This window comes from Streptococcus sp. LYSM12 (assembly GCF_004569635.1).
GTDB lineage: Bacteria > Bacillota > Bacilli > Lactobacillales > Streptococcaceae > Streptococcus.
The window spans coordinates 65,129-82,484 of the sequence record NZ_SPOZ01000009.1; the positions used below are offsets into that span (position 1 = coordinate 65,129).

At 41.8% G+C, this 17,356-nt stretch carries 14 protein-coding genes; all 14 read left to right on the top strand.

The window, feature by feature from the left end:
* Positions 1–689 precede the first annotated feature (689 nt).
* The 14 genes from E4T79_RS04320 (at position 690) to E4T79_RS04385 (ending at position 17,235) form a co-directional block, all read left to right on the top strand.
* Positions 690–1,970, top strand: a complete 1,281-nt coding sequence (locus tag E4T79_RS04320; protein WP_135028058.1) for an MATE family efflux transporter — start codon at positions 690–692, stop codon at positions 1,968–1,970.
* 1,006 nt (positions 1,971–2,976) lie between these two features.
* Positions 2,977–3,243 carry an ACT domain-containing protein gene (locus E4T79_RS04325; RefSeq protein ID WP_135028060.1) on the top strand — a complete coding sequence of 89 codons (267 nt, stop codon included), beginning with the start codon at positions 2,977–2,979 and terminating at the stop codon, positions 3,241–3,243.
* 10 nt (positions 3,244–3,253) lie between these two features.
* Positions 3,254–4,591 (top strand): PFL family protein, encoded by a 1,338-nt coding sequence (locus E4T79_RS04330; RefSeq protein WP_135028062.1) that lies wholly within the window; start codon positions 3,254–3,256, stop codon positions 4,589–4,591.
* A 252-nt stretch (positions 4,592–4,843) separates the two neighbouring features.
* The gene (locus tag E4T79_RS04335; RefSeq protein WP_135028064.1) at positions 4,844–5,539 is read left to right on the top strand and encodes a histidine phosphatase family protein; all 696 of its coding nucleotides are present in this window, start codon (positions 4,844–4,846) and stop codon (positions 5,537–5,539) included.
* A gap of 475 nt (positions 5,540–6,014) precedes the next feature.
* Positions 6,015–6,341, top strand: a complete 327-nt coding sequence (locus E4T79_RS04340) for a PadR family transcriptional regulator (protein WP_135028066.1) — start codon at positions 6,015–6,017, stop codon at positions 6,339–6,341.
* Positions 6,342–6,345: 4 nt separating this feature from the next.
* A complete protein-coding gene (locus E4T79_RS04345) occupies positions 6,346–6,879 on the top strand; it encodes a DUF2812 domain-containing protein (protein ID WP_135028069.1) in 534 nt (177 codons plus the stop codon).
* Positions 6,876–7,073 (top strand): hypothetical protein, encoded by a 198-nt coding sequence (locus E4T79_RS04350; protein WP_135028071.1) that lies wholly within the window; start codon positions 6,876–6,878, stop codon positions 7,071–7,073. Before E4T79_RS04345 ends, E4T79_RS04350 begins: the two co-directional genes overlap by 4 nt.
* Before the next feature lie 268 nt (positions 7,074–7,341).
* Positions 7,342–8,376 (top strand): heat-inducible transcriptional repressor HrcA, encoded by a 1,035-nt coding sequence (gene hrcA / locus E4T79_RS04355; protein WP_135028073.1) that lies wholly within the window; start codon positions 7,342–7,344, stop codon positions 8,374–8,376.
* Positions 8,377–8,574: 198 nt separating this feature from the next.
* The gene (grpE, locus tag E4T79_RS04360) at positions 8,575–9,099 is read left to right on the top strand and encodes a nucleotide exchange factor GrpE (protein WP_135028075.1); all 525 of its coding nucleotides are present in this window, start codon (positions 8,575–8,577) and stop codon (positions 9,097–9,099) included.
* Positions 9,100–9,366: 267 nt separating this feature from the next.
* Positions 9,367–11,190 carry a molecular chaperone DnaK gene (dnaK, locus tag E4T79_RS04365; protein WP_135028077.1) on the top strand — a complete coding sequence of 608 codons (1,824 nt, stop codon included), beginning with the start codon at positions 9,367–9,369 and terminating at the stop codon, positions 11,188–11,190.
* Positions 11,191–12,393: 1,203 nt separating this feature from the next.
* Positions 12,394–13,524, top strand: coding sequence for a molecular chaperone DnaJ (gene dnaJ / locus E4T79_RS04370; RefSeq protein WP_135028079.1), 1,131 nt, complete (start codon positions 12,394–12,396; stop codon positions 13,522–13,524).
* Between the two features lie 297 nt (positions 13,525–13,821).
* The gene (locus E4T79_RS04375; RefSeq protein WP_135028081.1) at positions 13,822–15,264 is read left to right on the top strand and encodes an amidase; all 1,443 of its coding nucleotides are present in this window, start codon (positions 13,822–13,824) and stop codon (positions 15,262–15,264) included.
* Between the two features lie 119 nt (positions 15,265–15,383).
* Positions 15,384–16,262: a transporter substrate-binding domain-containing protein gene (locus E4T79_RS04380; protein ID WP_135028083.1), complete on the top strand. Its 879-nt coding sequence runs from the start codon at positions 15,384–15,386 to the stop codon at positions 16,260–16,262.
* A 307-nt stretch (positions 16,263–16,569) separates the two neighbouring features.
* A complete protein-coding gene (locus tag E4T79_RS04385; RefSeq protein ID WP_135028085.1) occupies positions 16,570–17,235 on the top strand; it encodes an amino acid ABC transporter permease in 666 nt (221 codons plus the stop codon).
* The last annotated feature ends 121 nt before the right edge of the window (positions 17,236–17,356 follow it).

Sequence of the window (17,356 nt, forward strand, 5' to 3'; positions counted from 1 at the left end):
ATTAGGAAACTGGACGAGGAAGTACAGGGAGCGCTTGCTTTGTAGCCGTCTATTTCCCGCCTCCAAAGGTATGCGATACCTTTTGAGCAAATAACATTTGCAACGGCTTCGTCCCCCTAAAGGGAGCCGCATCCGTAAGCAAATAAGTTTTGCAACGGCTTCGTCCCCCTAAAGGGAGCCGCATCCGTAAGCAAATAAGTTTTGTAACGGCTTCGTCCCCCTAAAGGGAGCCGCATCCGTAAGCAAATAAGTTTTGCAACGGCTTCGTCCCCCTAAAGGGAGCCGCATCCGTAAGCAAATAAGTTTTGCAACGGCTTCGTCCCCCTAAAGGGAGCCGTATCCGTAAGCAAATAAGTTTTGTAACGGCTTCGTCTCTTTTTTACATAGCTTGTAGGTTGTGTTCGGTTACATCAAGATCCCCAGTTCTGTTAAAAACTTAAAGTGTTCCCGGAAGATTTCCAGTGTTTAGGAAACTATCCACTGGATAGTTTCTTTTATATCCGTAAATAAGTTTACAGCGCCTACAGCAAAACTAGAAAGTATGATGATTATCCCTAAAGGGGTCCACGTCTTTCATCAGCTAAAGCTGAAACAGCGGTGACCCAACACTAAATAAAATTTGAAAGATGATAACAGAGTGAAGTCAGCAATTTCTGCAAGGTTACGATTGAGCCCACTCTTTTTATGATATGGTAGACTATAGAAAAATAATGCAAATTGCCCTGCCTGCTATGGCAGAAAATTTTTTACAGATGTTCATGGGGGTGGTGGATAGCTACTTGGTAGCAAGTCTTGGTTTGGTGGCTATTTCAGGCGTATCCGTCGCTGGAAATATCATCACAGTATACCAAGCGGTTTTTATCGCTTTGGGAGCGGCAATTTCCAGTATTTTGGCTCGCAGCATGGGAGCTGGGGACAAGGAGTTGCAAGCCTATCATGCAACAGAGGCACTCAAGATAACCTTGTTTTTAAGTCTTGTTTTGGGTGTCGTTTCTTTGTTTTCTGGGCAATACATACTGTGTGCGCTAGGGACTGAACTTGCTGTGGCAGAAACGGGAGGTCTCTTTCTAGCCATCGTAGGTGGAACGATTGTTCTTTTAGGATTGATGACCAGTCTTGGAGCTTTGGTAAGGACAACAGGTAACCCTCGTCTCCCTATGTACGTGAGTTTCTTGACCAATCTTCTCAATGCAGTTTTTTCGAGCTTCTTTATCTTTAGTCTGCATTGGGGAATCATCGGAGTGGCGCTGGGGACAGTCTTGGCTCGCTTGGTGGGAGTCGTGGTCTTGTGGCAATCTCTTTCTATACCGTTTGCTAATCCAAGTTGGGGTATGGATAAAAATCTGCTTCGCTTATCCTTGCCTGTTGCGGGTGAACGACTGATGATGCGAGTAGGTGATGTGGTCCTGCTTGCTCTCGTAGTTGGTTTTGGGACTGAAGCAGTCGCTGGAAATGCTATTGGAGAGGTTCTGACCCAATTTAACTACATGCCAGTCTTTGGAATTGCGACTGCGACAGTTCTTTTGGTAGCGCATCGTTTGGGGCAAAAAAATAGTGATGAGATTGATCAGATTGTGCGTAAAACCTACTGGTTGGCGTTTGGCTTGATGTTGCTAGTTGCTCTCTTGGTAGCTGTCTTTGGAAGACCTTTGACGCATCTTTATACACATGATGAGAGAGCAATGGCTGCTAGCCTCCTGGTTATCCTCTTCTCGCTTTTGGGAGTACCGTTTACAGTAGGAACCGTTATCTATACTGCTGTTTGGCAAGGATTGGGTAATGGGAAACTTCCTTTTTATGCAACGACCATTGGCATGTGGGTGATTCGGATTGGGCTAGGCTACTTGCTTAGTATGCCCTTAGGATTGGGATTATCAGGTATCTGGCTCGGTACACTTCTAGACAATGCCTTTCGCTGGCTCTTCCTGAGAAGCCTCTATAAACGCTATAAAACAAAGGCTGTCTGCTAAGAAGATATAGAAACGGAAACAAACCTATTAGGATCATAACATTTTATAGTATAAATGGATTGACGTGTCTAGCAGTGTTAGGGGACTAAACTAATCCAGTGGATTAGTTTAGCCCGAGCATAAAAATTAGAAAGCTAGGTAATCCAGTGGATTAGTTTAGCCCAAGCATGAAAATTAGAAAGCTAGGTAATCCAGTGGATTAGTTTAGCCCGAGCATGAAAATTAGAAAGCTAGGTAATCCAGTGGATTAGTTTAGCCCGGGCATGAAAATTGGAAAGCTAGGTAATCTAGTGGAGCTGCTTCGCTAAATCTAGTGGGAGGAATGGAGGCTTTGTAACATGTTAGTAGCTGAATATTCTAATTCTAGTTAGCGTATTAGTTGAACATAGATAGCTTCTAAGATAGTGGAAGTGTTTAAAAATAGCAATAGTTATTAAGCTCTTGGAATCGCTGCGTTCAGGCTATTTCGAGGAGTTTTTTTGTTGAGAATGAATAAGAAAAAGATTGGAGAAAATTCTCAAAGAGGGATTTTTTCAAATTCTTCCCTGATAAACTTCAAAGGTTAAAGCCTTTGCTTGGGTATGGATACGATTGTTAATCCATTGTAATGTAGAGCAGAGTTCTCGAAGCGAAAAGGTTCAATCTTAGCCGCTACTTACGAGTTTATACGCGCAGTATCTCGCAGATATTAAAGAGTGGGCATCAAAGTCTTAGAGATATCTACCTCCTTTAAAATGGAATACTTCGCTTAATTAGCTTCAAATAAAACTTGTACTATTTTCAAAGGAGTTACATTCCATATTAACAGGGTGTTTGAAATGAATGGGTTTATTCTCCTTTTACTACATTCATACTTCAAGAAAAATACAGGTTTTCATTTCTTTTTCTTCATCTTCCCGAAAACGTTAGGTTTTTACTTCCCATTGGTAAAAGAATAATTCATTAGGCTATACAGGAATGGAGGCTTTGTGCTACAATAAGAAAAATAAATTGTGAGGATTGATGCATGAAAGCGATTATTACGGTTGTAGGAAAAGATAAAACAGGAATTGTAGCAGGAGTGTCTGCTAAGATTGCAGACTTAGGACTCAATATAGATGACATTTCGCAGACTGTCTTAGATGAATTCTTTACCATGATGGCAGTGGTATCAAGCGATGAAAAACAGGATTTTACAGCCTTGCGACAGGAATTTGATGCTTTTGGTGAGCGCTTGAATGTTAAGATTAACATTCAAAGTGCAGCAATTTTTGAAGCTATGTACAACATTTAAGAGGTAGCATATGGATATTAGACAAGTTACAGAGACCATTGCTATGATTGAGGAGCAGAATTTCGATATCCGGACCATTACCATGGGGATCTCGCTCCTTGATTGTATTGATACGGATATTGATTGTGCAGCTGAGAAGATTTATCAAAAAGTCACAACTAAGGCGCGTCATTTGGTTGCAGTCGGTGATGAGATTGCAGCTGAGTTGGGAATTCCCATTGTCAACAAGCGGGTCAGTGTGACCCCGATTTCTTTGATTGGAGCGGCAACTGATGCCACAGACTATCTGCCCCTTGCTAAGGCGCTTGATCGTGCCGCAAAAGAAATAGGAGTTGATTTCATCGGTGGTTTCTCTGCCTTGGTGCAAAAAGGCTATCAAAAAGGTGATGAGATTTTAATCAACTCTATTCCTAGGGCTCTTGCTGAGACAGATAAGGTCTGTTCTTCGGTCAATATTGGCTCAACCAAGACGGGTATTAATATGACCGCCGTTCGTGATATGGGACGGATTATCAAGGAAACAGCTGAACTGTCTGAAATGGGAGCTGCTAAACTAGTCGTCTTTGCCAATGCGGTTGAGGACAATCCTTTTATGGCAGGGGCTTTTCACGGAGTTGGTGAAGCAGATGTCGTTATCAATGTTGGTGTATCAGGTCCTGGTGTAGTCAAACGGGCTCTTGAAAAAGTGCGCGGAGAGAGCTTTGATGTGGTCGCTGAAACGGTTAAAAAAACAGCCTTTAAGATTACGCGTATCGGCCAATTAGTCGGTCAAATGGCGAGTGAACGACTCGGTGTTAGGTTCGGAATCGTTGACTTGAGCCTGGCTCCAACCCCTGCTGTTGGTGATTCGGTAGCGCGGGTTCTGGAGGAAATGGGACTTGAAATGGTTGGAACGCATGGTACAACAGCTGCTCTTGCTCTTTTAAATGACCAGGTCAAAAAAGGCGGTGTTATGGCTTGTAATCAAGTTGGTGGTCTATCAGGAGCTTTCATTCCTGTGTCGGAGGACGAGGGGATGATTGCAGCAGTTCAGTCAGGTTCGCTTAACTTGGAAAAATTAGAAGCAATGACGGCCATTTGTTCGGTGGGATTAGACATGATTGCTATTCCAGAGACAACCCCAGCAGAGACCATTGCGGCCATGATTGCAGACGAGGCGGCAATCGGGGTTATTAATCAGAAAACTACTGCCGTACGAATTATTCCGAAAGGAAAAGAGGGAGACATGATTGAATTTGGCGGGCTACTCGGAACAGCTCCTGTCATGAAAGTCAACCAAGCATCATCTGCTGACTTTATTGCACGTGGTGGACAAATTCCGGCGCCAATTCACAGTTTTAAGAATTAGAGAATCAAGGAAAGGGCATGACGTTTTAGAGTGAAACATCGTTTCTGGAATTTTAATCGTCGTTATTCTTAAAACGTAGATATTTTAGGTTCGGTTTTTCTATAAAATACTTCTTACAAACAGCTCGGTTCATAAATAGAGCTTCAAACATATTCCTTTCGTGCATTTAGCGTGTGAGAGAAGTAGGAAACGATTGTCTTAGGCAGTCGTTTTTTGATATAATAGAAATGAAGAAAGCGAGGAAAAACGAGAATGGTAGAAACAAGATTATACATTGCCCGCCACGGAAAGACCATGTTCAATACGATTGGTCGTATTCAAGGATGGTGCGATACTCCTTTAACAAAAATCGGTGAAGAGGGCATTCGTGAGCTAGGTCTTGGTTTGAAAGAAGCAGGGTTAGAATTTAAACTTGCTGTATCAAGCGATTTGGGACGGACTGTTCAGACTATTACCATTGCTCAAAGAGAACTAGGAATTTTAGGCACAATTCCTTACTACCAAGACAAGCGGATTCGCGAATGGTGTTTTGGGAGTTTTGAAGGAATGTACGATGCAGAACTGTTTAGCGGAGTGCTACCGCGTATTAGTGGCATTGTTGATGCGGGTACGATGACCTTTGAAGAGATTGCAAATGGTGTGCATGAAGCTGATTCGGCTAATTGGTCTGAGCCTTGGGAGGTTTTGCAAGACCGTATTTTGAATGGTTTTGGAAGCATTGCTAAAGACCTTGAAAAGCAAGGTGGTGGCAATGCCTTGGTCGTCAGTCACGGCATGACGATTGCGACCTTGGTCAACTTACTGGCACCAGACCGTCCAACCAACTTAATGCTAGACAATGGCTCAGTCACTGTTTTGAACTATGAAGATGGTCGATTTAGCATTGAGGCAGTTGGGGACATGTCCTATCGCCACGTAGGGGCAGAGCTTCTCAAGAAGAATAGCTAAATGACAAAACAAGAGTGACATATAAACTGCCTAGTTTTGAAAAAGGAGCGAGAAAGTCTCAGGACTTTCTCGCTCCTTTTTAGAACTTGTAACTCATTATTTGTCACCCCTCTACTTCAACCAGTGAGCATTACCGTGCCGTACCCCTCCAGTGTAGTCTGCTTTTAGGTTTTCATTTGCTTGAACGTTAGTCCTATTTTCTTTTTAGTTTAGAGGTGGCTTGTTTTGTCGACAAGCTTTTATACTGTCATTTCGTTTATCTTTTATTACCTCGTTCACTCGCTTTGCTGTACTCTAGCATAGCTTACAGCTCGTTGCCTAGTACTAAAAGCAAACAAAAAGACTATAAAAGTTAGTCAAGTGTTGATTTTATCAAGTATTACTTGTGAATACAGTTTTTTCTTGACAAATACATCGAGGTGCGTTATAGTTTTTATATCGAAGTTCGATATATCGAACTGCAAGGAGAAATGATATGGAAGAAAAAATAAGACGGGTCTATCTTCCGATGACCGAGACTGCATTTTACATTTTGTTTGCCTTACAGGAAGAACGGCATGGCTATGACATCACTCAAAAGACCAAAGATTTGACAGGTGGTCAGGTTGTGATTAGCCCAGGCACCATGTATGGTACCCTCTCTAAGATGGAAAAGGATGGCTTGATTACCTTTGTCCGTGAGGAGGAAAAGCGCAAGCTCTACCTGATAACGGAATTGGGACGAGAGATTTTAGAGATTGAGAAAATTCGGATTTCGCGTCTTTATCGAAATAGTCGAGGTGAGAGAGTTGAACAGGAGTGATGATATGAAAAAAGAACTGAAATTCTTCTTCATTACAGACTTTGAAAAGGAAGAGGAATACTTAACTGTCATGCACAGCATGGGCTGGAAGTTAAAGGAAATCCGTTTTGCCTGTCTTTTCATCTTTGAAAAATGCAGTCCAGAAGAGGTCAACTATCGTCTGGATTTTAGACCACGATTAGGGAAAGATAAGGACACCTATTATCAACTATATAAAGATTACGGTTGGGAATACGTCGGTGTTTGTAGTCATTTTGTTTGTTTCCGTAAGGCTATTCTAGACGGAGAAGAAACAGATATTTATAGTGATAGCCAGACCAAGCTAGAGATGATTGATCGCATTTTCAAGTGGCGCTTTGTATGCTTGTTGCTGATGAGTTTTCTTGTCTTGTGGAATGCCGTTCATACTGGAGAAAGGAACGGTTGGATTTTGTCCTTATGGATTATGTTGGAAATTCTTTATACCACTATCCTTATATACTGTGGTATCGGATTTTATAGATTAAGAAAGTGCTATGCGAAAGGGAGATTAAAATGAAACGTAAAAAGCGTAAGCAAGTTGCTATTGGAGTTTTACCTATCTTGTGTATCAATTTTTGGATGAACCTGCCTCGGTTGCAGTTTGATCATTTGACAGTTTCTAAAATAGTGATAAATCTTATTGTCCTTATTCACCCTTTCTTGATAGGAATTATCTTGTATAACTTATGGAAATGGAGAAATACGGACTAGGGATAAAGGAGATTGGGCTCTTTTAGCCCTTGCTGAAATTAGGAAAGCACAAAAACGGTTGAGAATAAAAATGAGGATCTCACGACGCTTATTCCACTTGTTTCAGTCCTCTAGGTCTTCAGACTGATTTTTAGCACTCTTTTTGTAAGAGTGCTAATTTTTTGGTTTTTTGCCTTGACAATCTAGTAAATCAGTGTATAATAGAATCATGAGTTAGCACTCGAAAAGTCAGAGTGCTAATGAGAGAATCCCGATTGGAGGTGAGTTTTTGGTAACAGAGCGCCAACATGAAATTCTAAATTTAATCGTTGAAATCTTTACAAAAACACATGAGCCAGTGGGATCGAAAGCCCTTCAAGAAAGTATTGCTTCTAGTAGTGCTACTATTCGAAATGATATGGCAGTCCTTGAAAAAAAGGGGTTGCTTGAGAAAGCACATACATCGAGTGGTCGAATGCCTAGTGTGGAAGGTTTCAAATACTTTGTAGAGCATTCCTTGACTTTTGATAGTCTAGCGGAAGAAGATGTCTATCAAGTTGTTAAAAGGTTTGACCGTGAGTTTTTCCGTTTGGATGATATTTTTCAGACGGCAGCCCTCGTCTTGTCTGACTTGACAGCCTGTACGGTGGCTGTACTCGATGTCGAGCCGAGTCAGCAAAAGCTAACAGCCTTTGAGATTGTCATTCTCAGTCAACATGCAGCTCTAGCTGTTATGACCTTGGATGAGTCGAAAACGCTGACCAGACAGTTTGCCATTCCTAAGAATTTTCTTTATGACGATTTAATGGAGGTCAGAGGTCTGGTGAAAGAGCGCCTGCTTGGAAAGTCGGTGCTAGATATTCATTACAAGCTACGAACGGAGATTCCGCAAGTTATCCAACGGTATTTCGTTACGACAGATAATGTTCTCCATTTATTTGAATACATTTTCTCAGACCTTTTTACCGAGGATGTTGTAACGGCTGGAAAGATTCGCTTGCTCGATTTTGCAGATATTCAAACATATCAGTTCTTTGATTTTCCGCAGAAGGTAGCCCTTGAATTACGGAGCAATTTAGCAGAAGATGAAATGCAAAGTGTTAAGGTGGCTGATAGTCGCGAACAATCACTTTCTAGTTTGACTGTGGTGACGACCAAGTTCCTTATTCCCTATCGCGGATTTGGACTCTTGTCTGTCATCGGACCAATCAATGTGGACTACAATCGGATGATGAGTTTGATTAACCTTGTCAATCGTGTCCTAATGATGAAGCTGACTGATTTTTATCGTTATTTAAGCAGTAACCATTATGAGGTTCATTAAGATGAGAGAGCGTAAAAAGCACACAGTGTATCCAGAGGGCATCCATAGCTGTAAAGCAGGCATAGCCTGCAACAGCTATAGCAAAATAGGTAACTGGACGCAGTGCTAGGCACTAGGAAACATCACAGATTGCTAGCTTGAGGTCAGTTAGACGTTAAGCAGAGGGTATTTCTAAATAGGTTATAAAGGAGGTTTCGTGTGACCGAAGAAATCAAAAAAGAAGAACAAATTGAGGAAGTGGAGGAGATAGAAGAAGTTGTTCAAGAAGAAACGCCTCAAGAAAAGTCAGAACTAGAATTAGCGAACGAACGTGCAGAAGAGTTTGAAAACAAGTATCTGCGTGCCGTAGCGGAAATGCAAAATATTCAGCGTCGCAGTAGCGAAGAACGCCAAACTTTGCAGAAATATCGCAGTCAAGATTTGGCTAAGGCAATTTTGCCGTCTTTGGATAATTTAGAGCGTGCCTTAGCGGTGGAGGGATTGACAGATGATGTGAAAAAAGGTCTTGAAATGGTTCAAGAAAGCTTGACTCAGGCGCTCAAAGATGAGGGAATTGAAGAAGTTATAGCAGACGAGAAATTTGATCCGAACTTTCACATGGCGATTCAAACCATGCCGGCAGATGATGAACATCCAGCTGATACCATTGCACAAGTCTTCCAAAAGGGTTACAAACTGCATGAGAGAGTGTTGCGCCCGGCTATGGTGGTCGTTTATAATTAGAAAAAGGGCTGATTGGAGCGATTTTTAGAGCTGTTTCATCTATTGTTGAAAGATATCAAACAGCAGAATCCTGCATGGAATCTGTTTCAAAGATATTCGTCACCAACTGTGGATACATAATTGAAACAGTTGGATGAAATAGAGTATAGTATTGAGGTAGTGAACTACCTAGATTGAATAAGATATTTTGTCCGAGATGACATGAAACTACATAAAAATGTTGCTAAAATAGTAAAAACTAAATTTTGAGTAAAAGAGGAAATAAACATGAGCAAAATTATTGGTATTGACTTAGGAACTACAAATTCTGCGGTAGCTGTTCTTGAAGGAACAGAAAGTAAAATCATTGCAAACCCAGAGGGAAATCGTACAACCCCATCTGTTGTATCGTTTAAAAATGGTGAAATCATCGTTGGTGATGCAGCAAAACGTCAAGCGGTGACAAATCCAGATACGATTATCTCTATCAAATCAAAAATGGGAACGGCTGAAAAAGTTGCTGCAAATGGAAAAGAATATACTCCGCAGGAAATTTCTGCTATGATTCTTCAATATTTGAAAGGCTATGCAGAAGAATATCTTGGTGAAAAAGTAACAAAGGCTGTGATTACTGTACCTGCTTACTTTAATGATGCACAACGTCAAGCGACTAAAGATGCTGGTAAAATTGCAGGTCTTGAAGTTGAACGTATCGTTAACGAGCCAACAGCGGCAGCCCTTGCTTACGGACTTGACAAGACAGATAAAGAAGAAAAAATCTTGGTATTTGACCTTGGTGGGGGAACATTTGACGTATCTATCCTTGAATTGGGTGATGGTGTCTTCGACGTTCTTGCAACTGCTGGTGATAACAAGCTTGGTGGAGATGACTTTGACCAAAAGATTATCGACTACATGGTAGCTGAATTTAAGAAAGAAAACGGCATTGACTTGTCAGCTGATAAAATGGCAGTTCAACGTTTGAAAGATGCGGCTGAAAAAGCCAAGAAAGATCTTTCAGGTGTAACCTCAACTCAAATTAGCTTGCCATTCATTACTGCAGGAGAAGCAGGACCACTTCACTTGGAAATGACCCTTACTCGTGCAAAATTTGATGATTTGACACGTGATCTTGTAGAGCGTACGAAAGATCCGGTTCGCCGAGCCTTGTCTGATGCAGGACTTTCTGTTTCAGAAATTGATGAAGTCATTCTTGTCGGTGGTTCAACTCGTATTCCAGCCGTTGTAGAAGCTGTCAAAGCTGAAACTGGTAAAGAACCAAATAAATCTGTGAACCCAGATGAAGTAGTAGCGATGGGGGCGGCTATCCAAGGTGGTGTCATCTCTGGTGATGTTAAGGACGTAGTTCTTCTTGATGTGACTCCATTATCACTTGGTATTGAAACGATGGGTGGTGTATTTACGAAACTTATCGACCGCAATACGACTATTCCAACTTCTAAATCACAAGTCTTTTCAACAGCAGCAGATAACCAACCAGCGGTAGATATCCACGTTCTGCAAGGTGAGCGTCCGATGGCTGCAGACAATAAAACATTGGGTCGTTTCCAATTAACAGATATTCCAGCAGCACCGCGTGGAATTCCTCAAATCGAGGTAACCTTTGACATTGATAAAAACGGTATCGTATCTGTTAAGGCTAAGGATCTTGGAACCCAAAAAGAACAAACGATTGTTATCCAATCAAATTCAGGATTGACAGATGAAGAAATCGATCGCATGATGAAAGATGCAGAAGCTAATGCCGAAGCAGATAAAAAACGTAAAGAAGAAGTTGATCTTCGTAACGAAGTAGACCAAGCAATCTTTGCAACTGAAAAAACAATTAAAGAAACAGAAGGCAAAGGATTTGATGCTGAACGTGATGCAGCTCAAGCGGCACTTGACGAATTGAAAGCGGCTCAAGAAGCCAACAATTTGGATGACATGAAAGCAAAATTGGAAAACTTGAACGAAAAAGCGCAAGGTCTAGCTATTAAATTGTATGAACAAGCTGCAGCAGCGCAACAAGCAGCCCAAGATGCAGAGGGTACAGCCAATGCAGGTCAAGCAGGCGACGACGTAGTAGACGGAGAATTTACAGAAAAATAAGATATGAGAGCGTTAAAAGCACACAGTGAAAATAGGAATCATGACGTAGTGCTTAGGCACAAGGCAAGATTATCTTTTTCACACAGTGCTTAGCTGGAACTCAGTTGATGTAAGATATGAGAGCGTTAAAAGCATACAGTGAAAATAGGAATCATGACGTAGTGCTTAGGCACAAGGCAAGATTATCTTTTTCACACAGCGCTTAGCTGGAACTCAGTTGATGTAAGATGAGAGAGCGTTAAAAGCACACGTGAAAATAGGAATCATGGCGCAGTGCTTAGGCACAAGGCAAGATTATCTTTTTCACACAGTGCTTAGCTCGAACTCAGTTGATGTAAGATATGAGAGCGTTAAAAAAGTTTCAGCAAAACTAGGAGAGTGACGCCGTGTTCGATGAACACGAGGAATTCTATCTTGTTTGCCTGATTTTAAGGTAGACGTATAAGAGTGGTCATTTGCTCTTGCAACCGTCTATTTCCCGTCTTCAAAGGGATAGCCTACCTTTGAGCTAGCTAAAGGTAGAACAACTGCCTGTCTTTACTTGAAAAGCGATGGTTATCGAATCGCTTTCCTTGCATCGTAACGCAATTCGGAGAATTTTTATCTCGTGACTTATTAAAATCAATCACAGAGGTTGCCATTCAGCCTCTGTTTTTGGTAATATGGCACAGGGACTGATAATGCTTGTCGTAGTGTGAGTGATAGAAAGGTTAATGCCTGTTATAGTCATTTCGTTTATATTTTTATTACTTCGTTCACTCGTCTTGCCGTACTCCGGTACTACCTGCGCGACTCGTTGTCTAGTACTAAAAATAAACGAAACGGCTATACGAGAGGATTTGTAGAGTGTAAACTTAAAAATAAGCAATCGCACTCCTATTGGATTACTCAACTAGTCACTACTCTGGCGATGTGAACTTTCTTCTCGAATAACGATATAAAAAGAAAATTTTCTATATCTTACGAGCAGTATAAAAAGTGCCAGCGAGCTTATTGGTTGTAAGAACATCTATTTCGCTTCCCTATTTTTACGTCCGTCGTCAACAGTTCTATCTTGGCTATGTTTTGTAGTTTAATATTTTAACAGAAAGGAATCGAGTATGCCTACAACTCTTTGAAAAAGTAAATCATTCCCAGATGCAAGCATCTTCGTCAGATTTCCTATCTTTTTTCTAGTTGTTTAAGGGCTTAACATTTTATATTATGAACAATACAGAATTTTACGATCGTCTTGGGGTTTCAAAAGATGCATCCCAGGACGAGATAAAAAAGGCTTATCGGAAAATGTCCAAAAAGTACCATCCAGATATCAATAAAGAAGCTGGTGCGGAACAGAAGTACAAGGACATTCAAGAGGCTTATGAAACGCTTAGCGATAGTCAAAAGCGAGCTAGCTATGATCAGTTTGGTGCCGCTGGCGCCCAAGGTGGTTTTGGTGGTGGAGGCTTTAGTGGCTTTGATGGAGCAGGTTTTGGTGGTTTTGAAGATATTTTTTCTAGCTTCTTTGGAGGAGGAGGTGCAAGCCGTAATTCAAACGCACCGCGTCAAGGAGACGATCTTCAATACCGTATCAATTTGAAGTTTGAAGAAGCGATTTTTGGAGTAGAGAAAGAAGTCAGCTACAATCGTGAAACGACTTGCCGGACCTGTACGGGTTCTGGTGCTAAACCGGGTACCAGTCCTGTAACCTGTGGTCGTTGTCATGGTGCTGGAGTGATCAATGTTGATACCCAGACACCGCTTGGTATGATGCGCCGTCAAGTGACCTGTGATGTCTGTCATGGTCGCGGAAAAGAAATCAAAGAACCGTGCCATATCTGCCACGGTACAGGTCATGAAAAACAAGCTCATACGGTTACTGTCAAAGTACCAGCTGGTGTCGAAACAGGTCAAAAAATCCGTCTATCAGGTCAGGGTGAAGCTGGATTTAATGGTGGTCCTTATGGAGATCTCTTTGTAGTGATTCAGGTACAGGCTTCGGATAAGTTTGATCGTGAGGGAACGACTATTTATTACAAATTAAATCTAAACTTCGTTCAAGCAGCCTTGGGTGATACGGTGCATGTGCCGACTGTCCATGGTGATGTTGATTTAATGATTCCCGAAGGAACGCAAACGGGCAAGAAATTCCGCCTGAAAGGCAAAGGTGCACCAAGTTTGCGTAATGGTGTTGTTGGTGATCAGTACGTGACGATCAATGTTGTTACACCAACCAATCTTAATGACCAGCAAAAAGCAGCCTTGAAAGAATTTGCGGCAGCGGGGAATATCGCTGTTCAACCGCAGAAAAAAGGATTTTTCGATAAGGTCAAGGACGCCTTTGATGATTTATAGGAAAAAGGGAGTGAGCTCAATCGTGATGTTAAGGTCTCGATTATCCTCACTCCTTTATTTCTAGGTTTGGACTCATAGAAGCTACGAAGAATGCTTGAAAGAAGCGAGTTTGTCTGTTGAAAAAAGAAAACGATAGGCAGCATTCAAGCAGTGTTGAGTGAAGTAATGGATTGGAAATAGAAGTTTTGATACTCTATAAAAATGAACATTTGACCTGGATTAATGGTGAAAGTTAGGAGATAAGGAGATTAGATGTTGATTTTTGATGAGTAGGAAATTCAAAAATGGAGGGTTGCTATGTACAACGACGCGACGGCTATGGCAGAAGCTATTAAAAATCGAACAGTGTCGGCTGAGGAATGTGTTAAAGCGAGTATTGCTAGAATTGAAACATTAAATCCAGTTGTTAATGCAGTCGTGAGTACCCAGTATGAACAAGCACTGGAGTGTTCAAGAAATTTGGAAATAGGAGATAAACCCTTTGCAGGTGTTCCGATTTTGTTGAAAGATTTAGGGCAGGAACAAGAGGGGGTGCTATCAACCTCGGGCTCTCGTCTGTTTGCTAATTACAAGGCACAAAAGAGTGATAGGTATACGCAGCGTATGGAAGAACTAGGTTTTATCGTACTGGGGCGGACCAATACACCAGAATTTGGCTTTAAGAATATTTCAGATAGTGCTTTACATGGTTTTGTCAATCTCCCCCTAGATGTGACCCGTAATGCAGGTGGATCAAGTGGCGGTTCAGCAGCAGCTGTATCGTCTGGTATGGTGGTCTTAGCAGGGGCTTCTGATGGAGGAGGCTCTATCCGTATTCCTGCTAGTTTTAATGGTCTCATCGGCTTAAAGCCCAGCCGCGGTCGGATACCAGTTGGACCATCTTCGTATCGGGGGTGGCAGGGGGCATCTGTGCATTTTGCGTTGACCAAATCCGTCCGAGATACGAAACGACTTCTTTATTATTTGCAGACCTATCAAGTGGAAGCGCCCTTTCCTTTACGGCCGTTATCTTGGGCTAGCTTATTTAATGCCTCCAAAAAATCGCTAAAGATTGCTTTTTTAGTCCAGTCACCGATTGGTACGCAGGTATCGATTGAGGCACAAGCAGCTGTTTTACAGCTTTTACCAATCTTAGAGGCGCAAGGGCATCAGGTGACGGAATTGAATACATACCCACTAGACGGAAGAGAGCTGTTTTCTTCTTATTACATGATGAATAGTGTGGAAACGGCACAGATGTTTGCGGAGATTGAAGCTGGTTTGGGACGTAAGATGACGATAAAAGATATGGAGTTGATGACTTGGGCTCTTTACAGGAGCGGTCAAACGATTCCTGCCTATCGTTATAGTCAGATTTTGCAGGACTGGGATCGCTATAGCGCGAAAATGGCTGCGTTTCACGAGATGTATGATGTCTTGCTGACTCCGACAGTAGCTGGGGTTGCTCCCGAACATGGTCAATTTGATTTGGATAAGGATGTATCAAAAAAACTAGGACATATGGATGACTATAGCATGGAGGAGCAACAGGAACTTATTTGGCAGATGTTTGAGAAAGCTTTAGCTTGGACTCCTTTTACTGCTCAGGCCAATCTGACGGGGCAACCCTCTATCAGTCTGCCGACTTACCAGACTGCGCAAGGTTTACCTATCGGTGTTCAGCTGACAGCTGCCAAGGGGCGGGAGGATATTCTTTTCTCTTTGGCGGAAGAACTTGAACAGCTGGGAACATGGTCGTGAGCAAGGCTTTAGATTTTCGGTTCAAATAATTGATAAAAGTCTTTCTTTATGATACCCTTTCCGTATGTGTTTTGTAGCCTTATAATAGCAGGTCATGAAATGGAAAAAAGGAGATTATTATGTTGAAAAAATTAGTTGCGTCAGCTTTACTGGTGTCTTCGCTTGTGTTGGTAGCTTGTTCTAGTAATACTAATAAAGGCTCTTCTGCTCATCAGACAGAATGGGAACGGATCAAGGAAGCCGGTACTTTGAGAGTGGCTACTCCAGGAACCCTTTATCCAACCTCCTATCATGATGACGCTGATAAGTTGATTGGCTATGAAATTGATATGCTTAATGAAATCGGCAAACGCTTGGATATCAAGGTGGATTATCAGGAAATTGGGGTTGCAGAAGCCTTTACTGCGGTAGATAGTGGAAAAGTGGACATTGCAGTTAACAACTTTGACACGACCAAGGAGCGTCTTAAAAAGTACAATTTCTCTATTCCTTACAAGTATTCAATCGGTGGTATGATTGTTCGTGAGGACGGTTCATCTGGTATTGAAGCGGCGGATTTGAGCGATTGGAAAGGTAAAAAAGCTGGTGGTGGTGCAGGAACCCAGTACATGAAGATTGCTGAGAAATTGGGTGCGGAGCCTGTTATCTATGATAATGTGACAAACGATGTTTATCTGCGCGACGTATCAACTGGACGGACGGATTTTATCCCCAATGATTATTACACACAAGTGATTGCAGTTAAATACATCACGCAGCAATTCCCAGATATTAAGGTTAAAATGGGAACAGCTAAATATAATCCGACTGAGCAAGGGATTGTGATGAGTAAAGCTGACACTAGCTTGAAAGAGAAGTTGGATGAGGTCCTCAAAGAAATGAAAGAAGACGGCACCTTAAAAGCAATTTCTGAAAAATATTATGCCGGACAAGACTTGACAGAGCCTGAAAAAGGGACAGAAAATCTACCGGTCATTGATACAGCTGATGTAAAATAGCTAGCATGTGGACATAGAAAGAATGAGAGCAAGGAAGAACAAAGCAGTGTGCTTGAGCTTATGCTCTCTTTTATAGGCGATTTCTGGCTTTTACATCGTTGACTAGTGCAAAAGGCGTGCTAAAGAGGTGGGCAACAGTATCGAACTGTAAAAGTTTGTGATAGGAATAATGTGCTGTAGCCATTATGAGCTGGTTTATTTTACGGTTTAGTATCTTGTTGTTCATTCGAACATAAGAATAAGGGAATGAGGATAATCAAGAGTTTAAACTCTTGATTGAATCCCACTCTCTAGGTGGAGGAATAGGATGAATTGGCAGGCAATTTTTAATCTAGAGTTGGCAAGAGAGGCCGTTCCAAAAATCTTGGAGGGCCTGCCGTATACGCTAGCCTTGTCGCTAATTGGTTTTACCTTGGGGACAGTCTGTGGCTTTTTTGTAGTCCTCTTGCGAACATCGCGGTTTGCTCCCTTTCGCTATCTGGCTATGCTCCATATTTCCCTGATGCGAGGGATTCCGCTCATGGTGTTGCTCTTTTTTATCTACTTTGGACTTCCCTTTATGGGTTTAGAGTTAGATGCGATTAGTGCCAGTATCATTGCCTTTACCCTCATGTCAAGTGCCTATATTTCAGAAATTATCCGTTCATCGTTTTCTGCGATTGATGATGGACAATGGGAGGCGGCGCGTTCTCTTGGCTTGAAAACGTCGGTTATTTACCAGAAGATTATCATTCCTCAAGCTTTTCGGATCGCTGTCCCACCTCTCAGCAATGTCTTATTAGACATGGTCAAAAGTACGTCGCTAACCGCCATGATTACAGTGCCAGAACTGTTTAACAAGGCCAAGATTGTTGGGGGTGCAAAGTCTGACTATATGACTGTCTATATCTGTGTGGCTCTGATTTACTGGGGGATTTGCACCTTGTATGCATTCGGTCAAGTTTATCTGGAAAAGCGTCTAGCAAGTTATTGATATACTCCCCTTATAGTAGACAGTGAAAAAACAAAAATTCACTAGACACTATAAGGGGAGTTTTCGTATGTCTAAAAGAAGTCCAAAATCAGTAGAAGAAAAATGTGAAATCCTTCAGTTG

Coding starts and splice junctions, on each gene's coding strand:
- dnaK (WP_135028077.1), top strand. CDS start 9,367: ATGAGCAAAATTATTGGTATTGACTTAGGAACTACAAATTCTGCGGTA.
- E4T79_RS04375 (WP_135028081.1), top strand. CDS start 13,822: ATGTACAACGACGCGACGGCTATGGCAGAAGCTATTAAAAATCGAACA.
- E4T79_RS04385 (WP_135028085.1), top strand. CDS start 16,570: ATGAATTGGCAGGCAATTTTTAATCTAGAGTTGGCAAGAGAGGCCGTT.
- E4T79_RS04345 (WP_135028069.1), top strand. CDS start 6,346: ATGAAAAAAGAACTGAAATTCTTCTTCATTACAGACTTTGAAAAGGAA.
- E4T79_RS04350 (WP_135028071.1), top strand. CDS start 6,876: ATGAAACGTAAAAAGCGTAAGCAAGTTGCTATTGGAGTTTTACCTATC.
- E4T79_RS04325 (WP_135028060.1), top strand. CDS start 2,977: ATGAAAGCGATTATTACGGTTGTAGGAAAAGATAAAACAGGAATTGTA.
- E4T79_RS04335 (WP_135028064.1), top strand. CDS start 4,844: ATGGTAGAAACAAGATTATACATTGCCCGCCACGGAAAGACCATGTTC.
- dnaJ (WP_135028079.1), top strand. CDS start 12,394: ATGAACAATACAGAATTTTACGATCGTCTTGGGGTTTCAAAAGATGCA.
- E4T79_RS04320 (WP_135028058.1), top strand. CDS start 690: ATGGTAGACTATAGAAAAATAATGCAAATTGCCCTGCCTGCTATGGCA.
- E4T79_RS04380 (WP_135028083.1), top strand. CDS start 15,384: ATGTTGAAAAAATTAGTTGCGTCAGCTTTACTGGTGTCTTCGCTTGTG.
- E4T79_RS04330 (WP_135028062.1), top strand. CDS start 3,254: ATGGATATTAGACAAGTTACAGAGACCATTGCTATGATTGAGGAGCAG.
- E4T79_RS04340 (WP_135028066.1), top strand. CDS start 6,015: ATGGAAGAAAAAATAAGACGGGTCTATCTTCCGATGACCGAGACTGCA.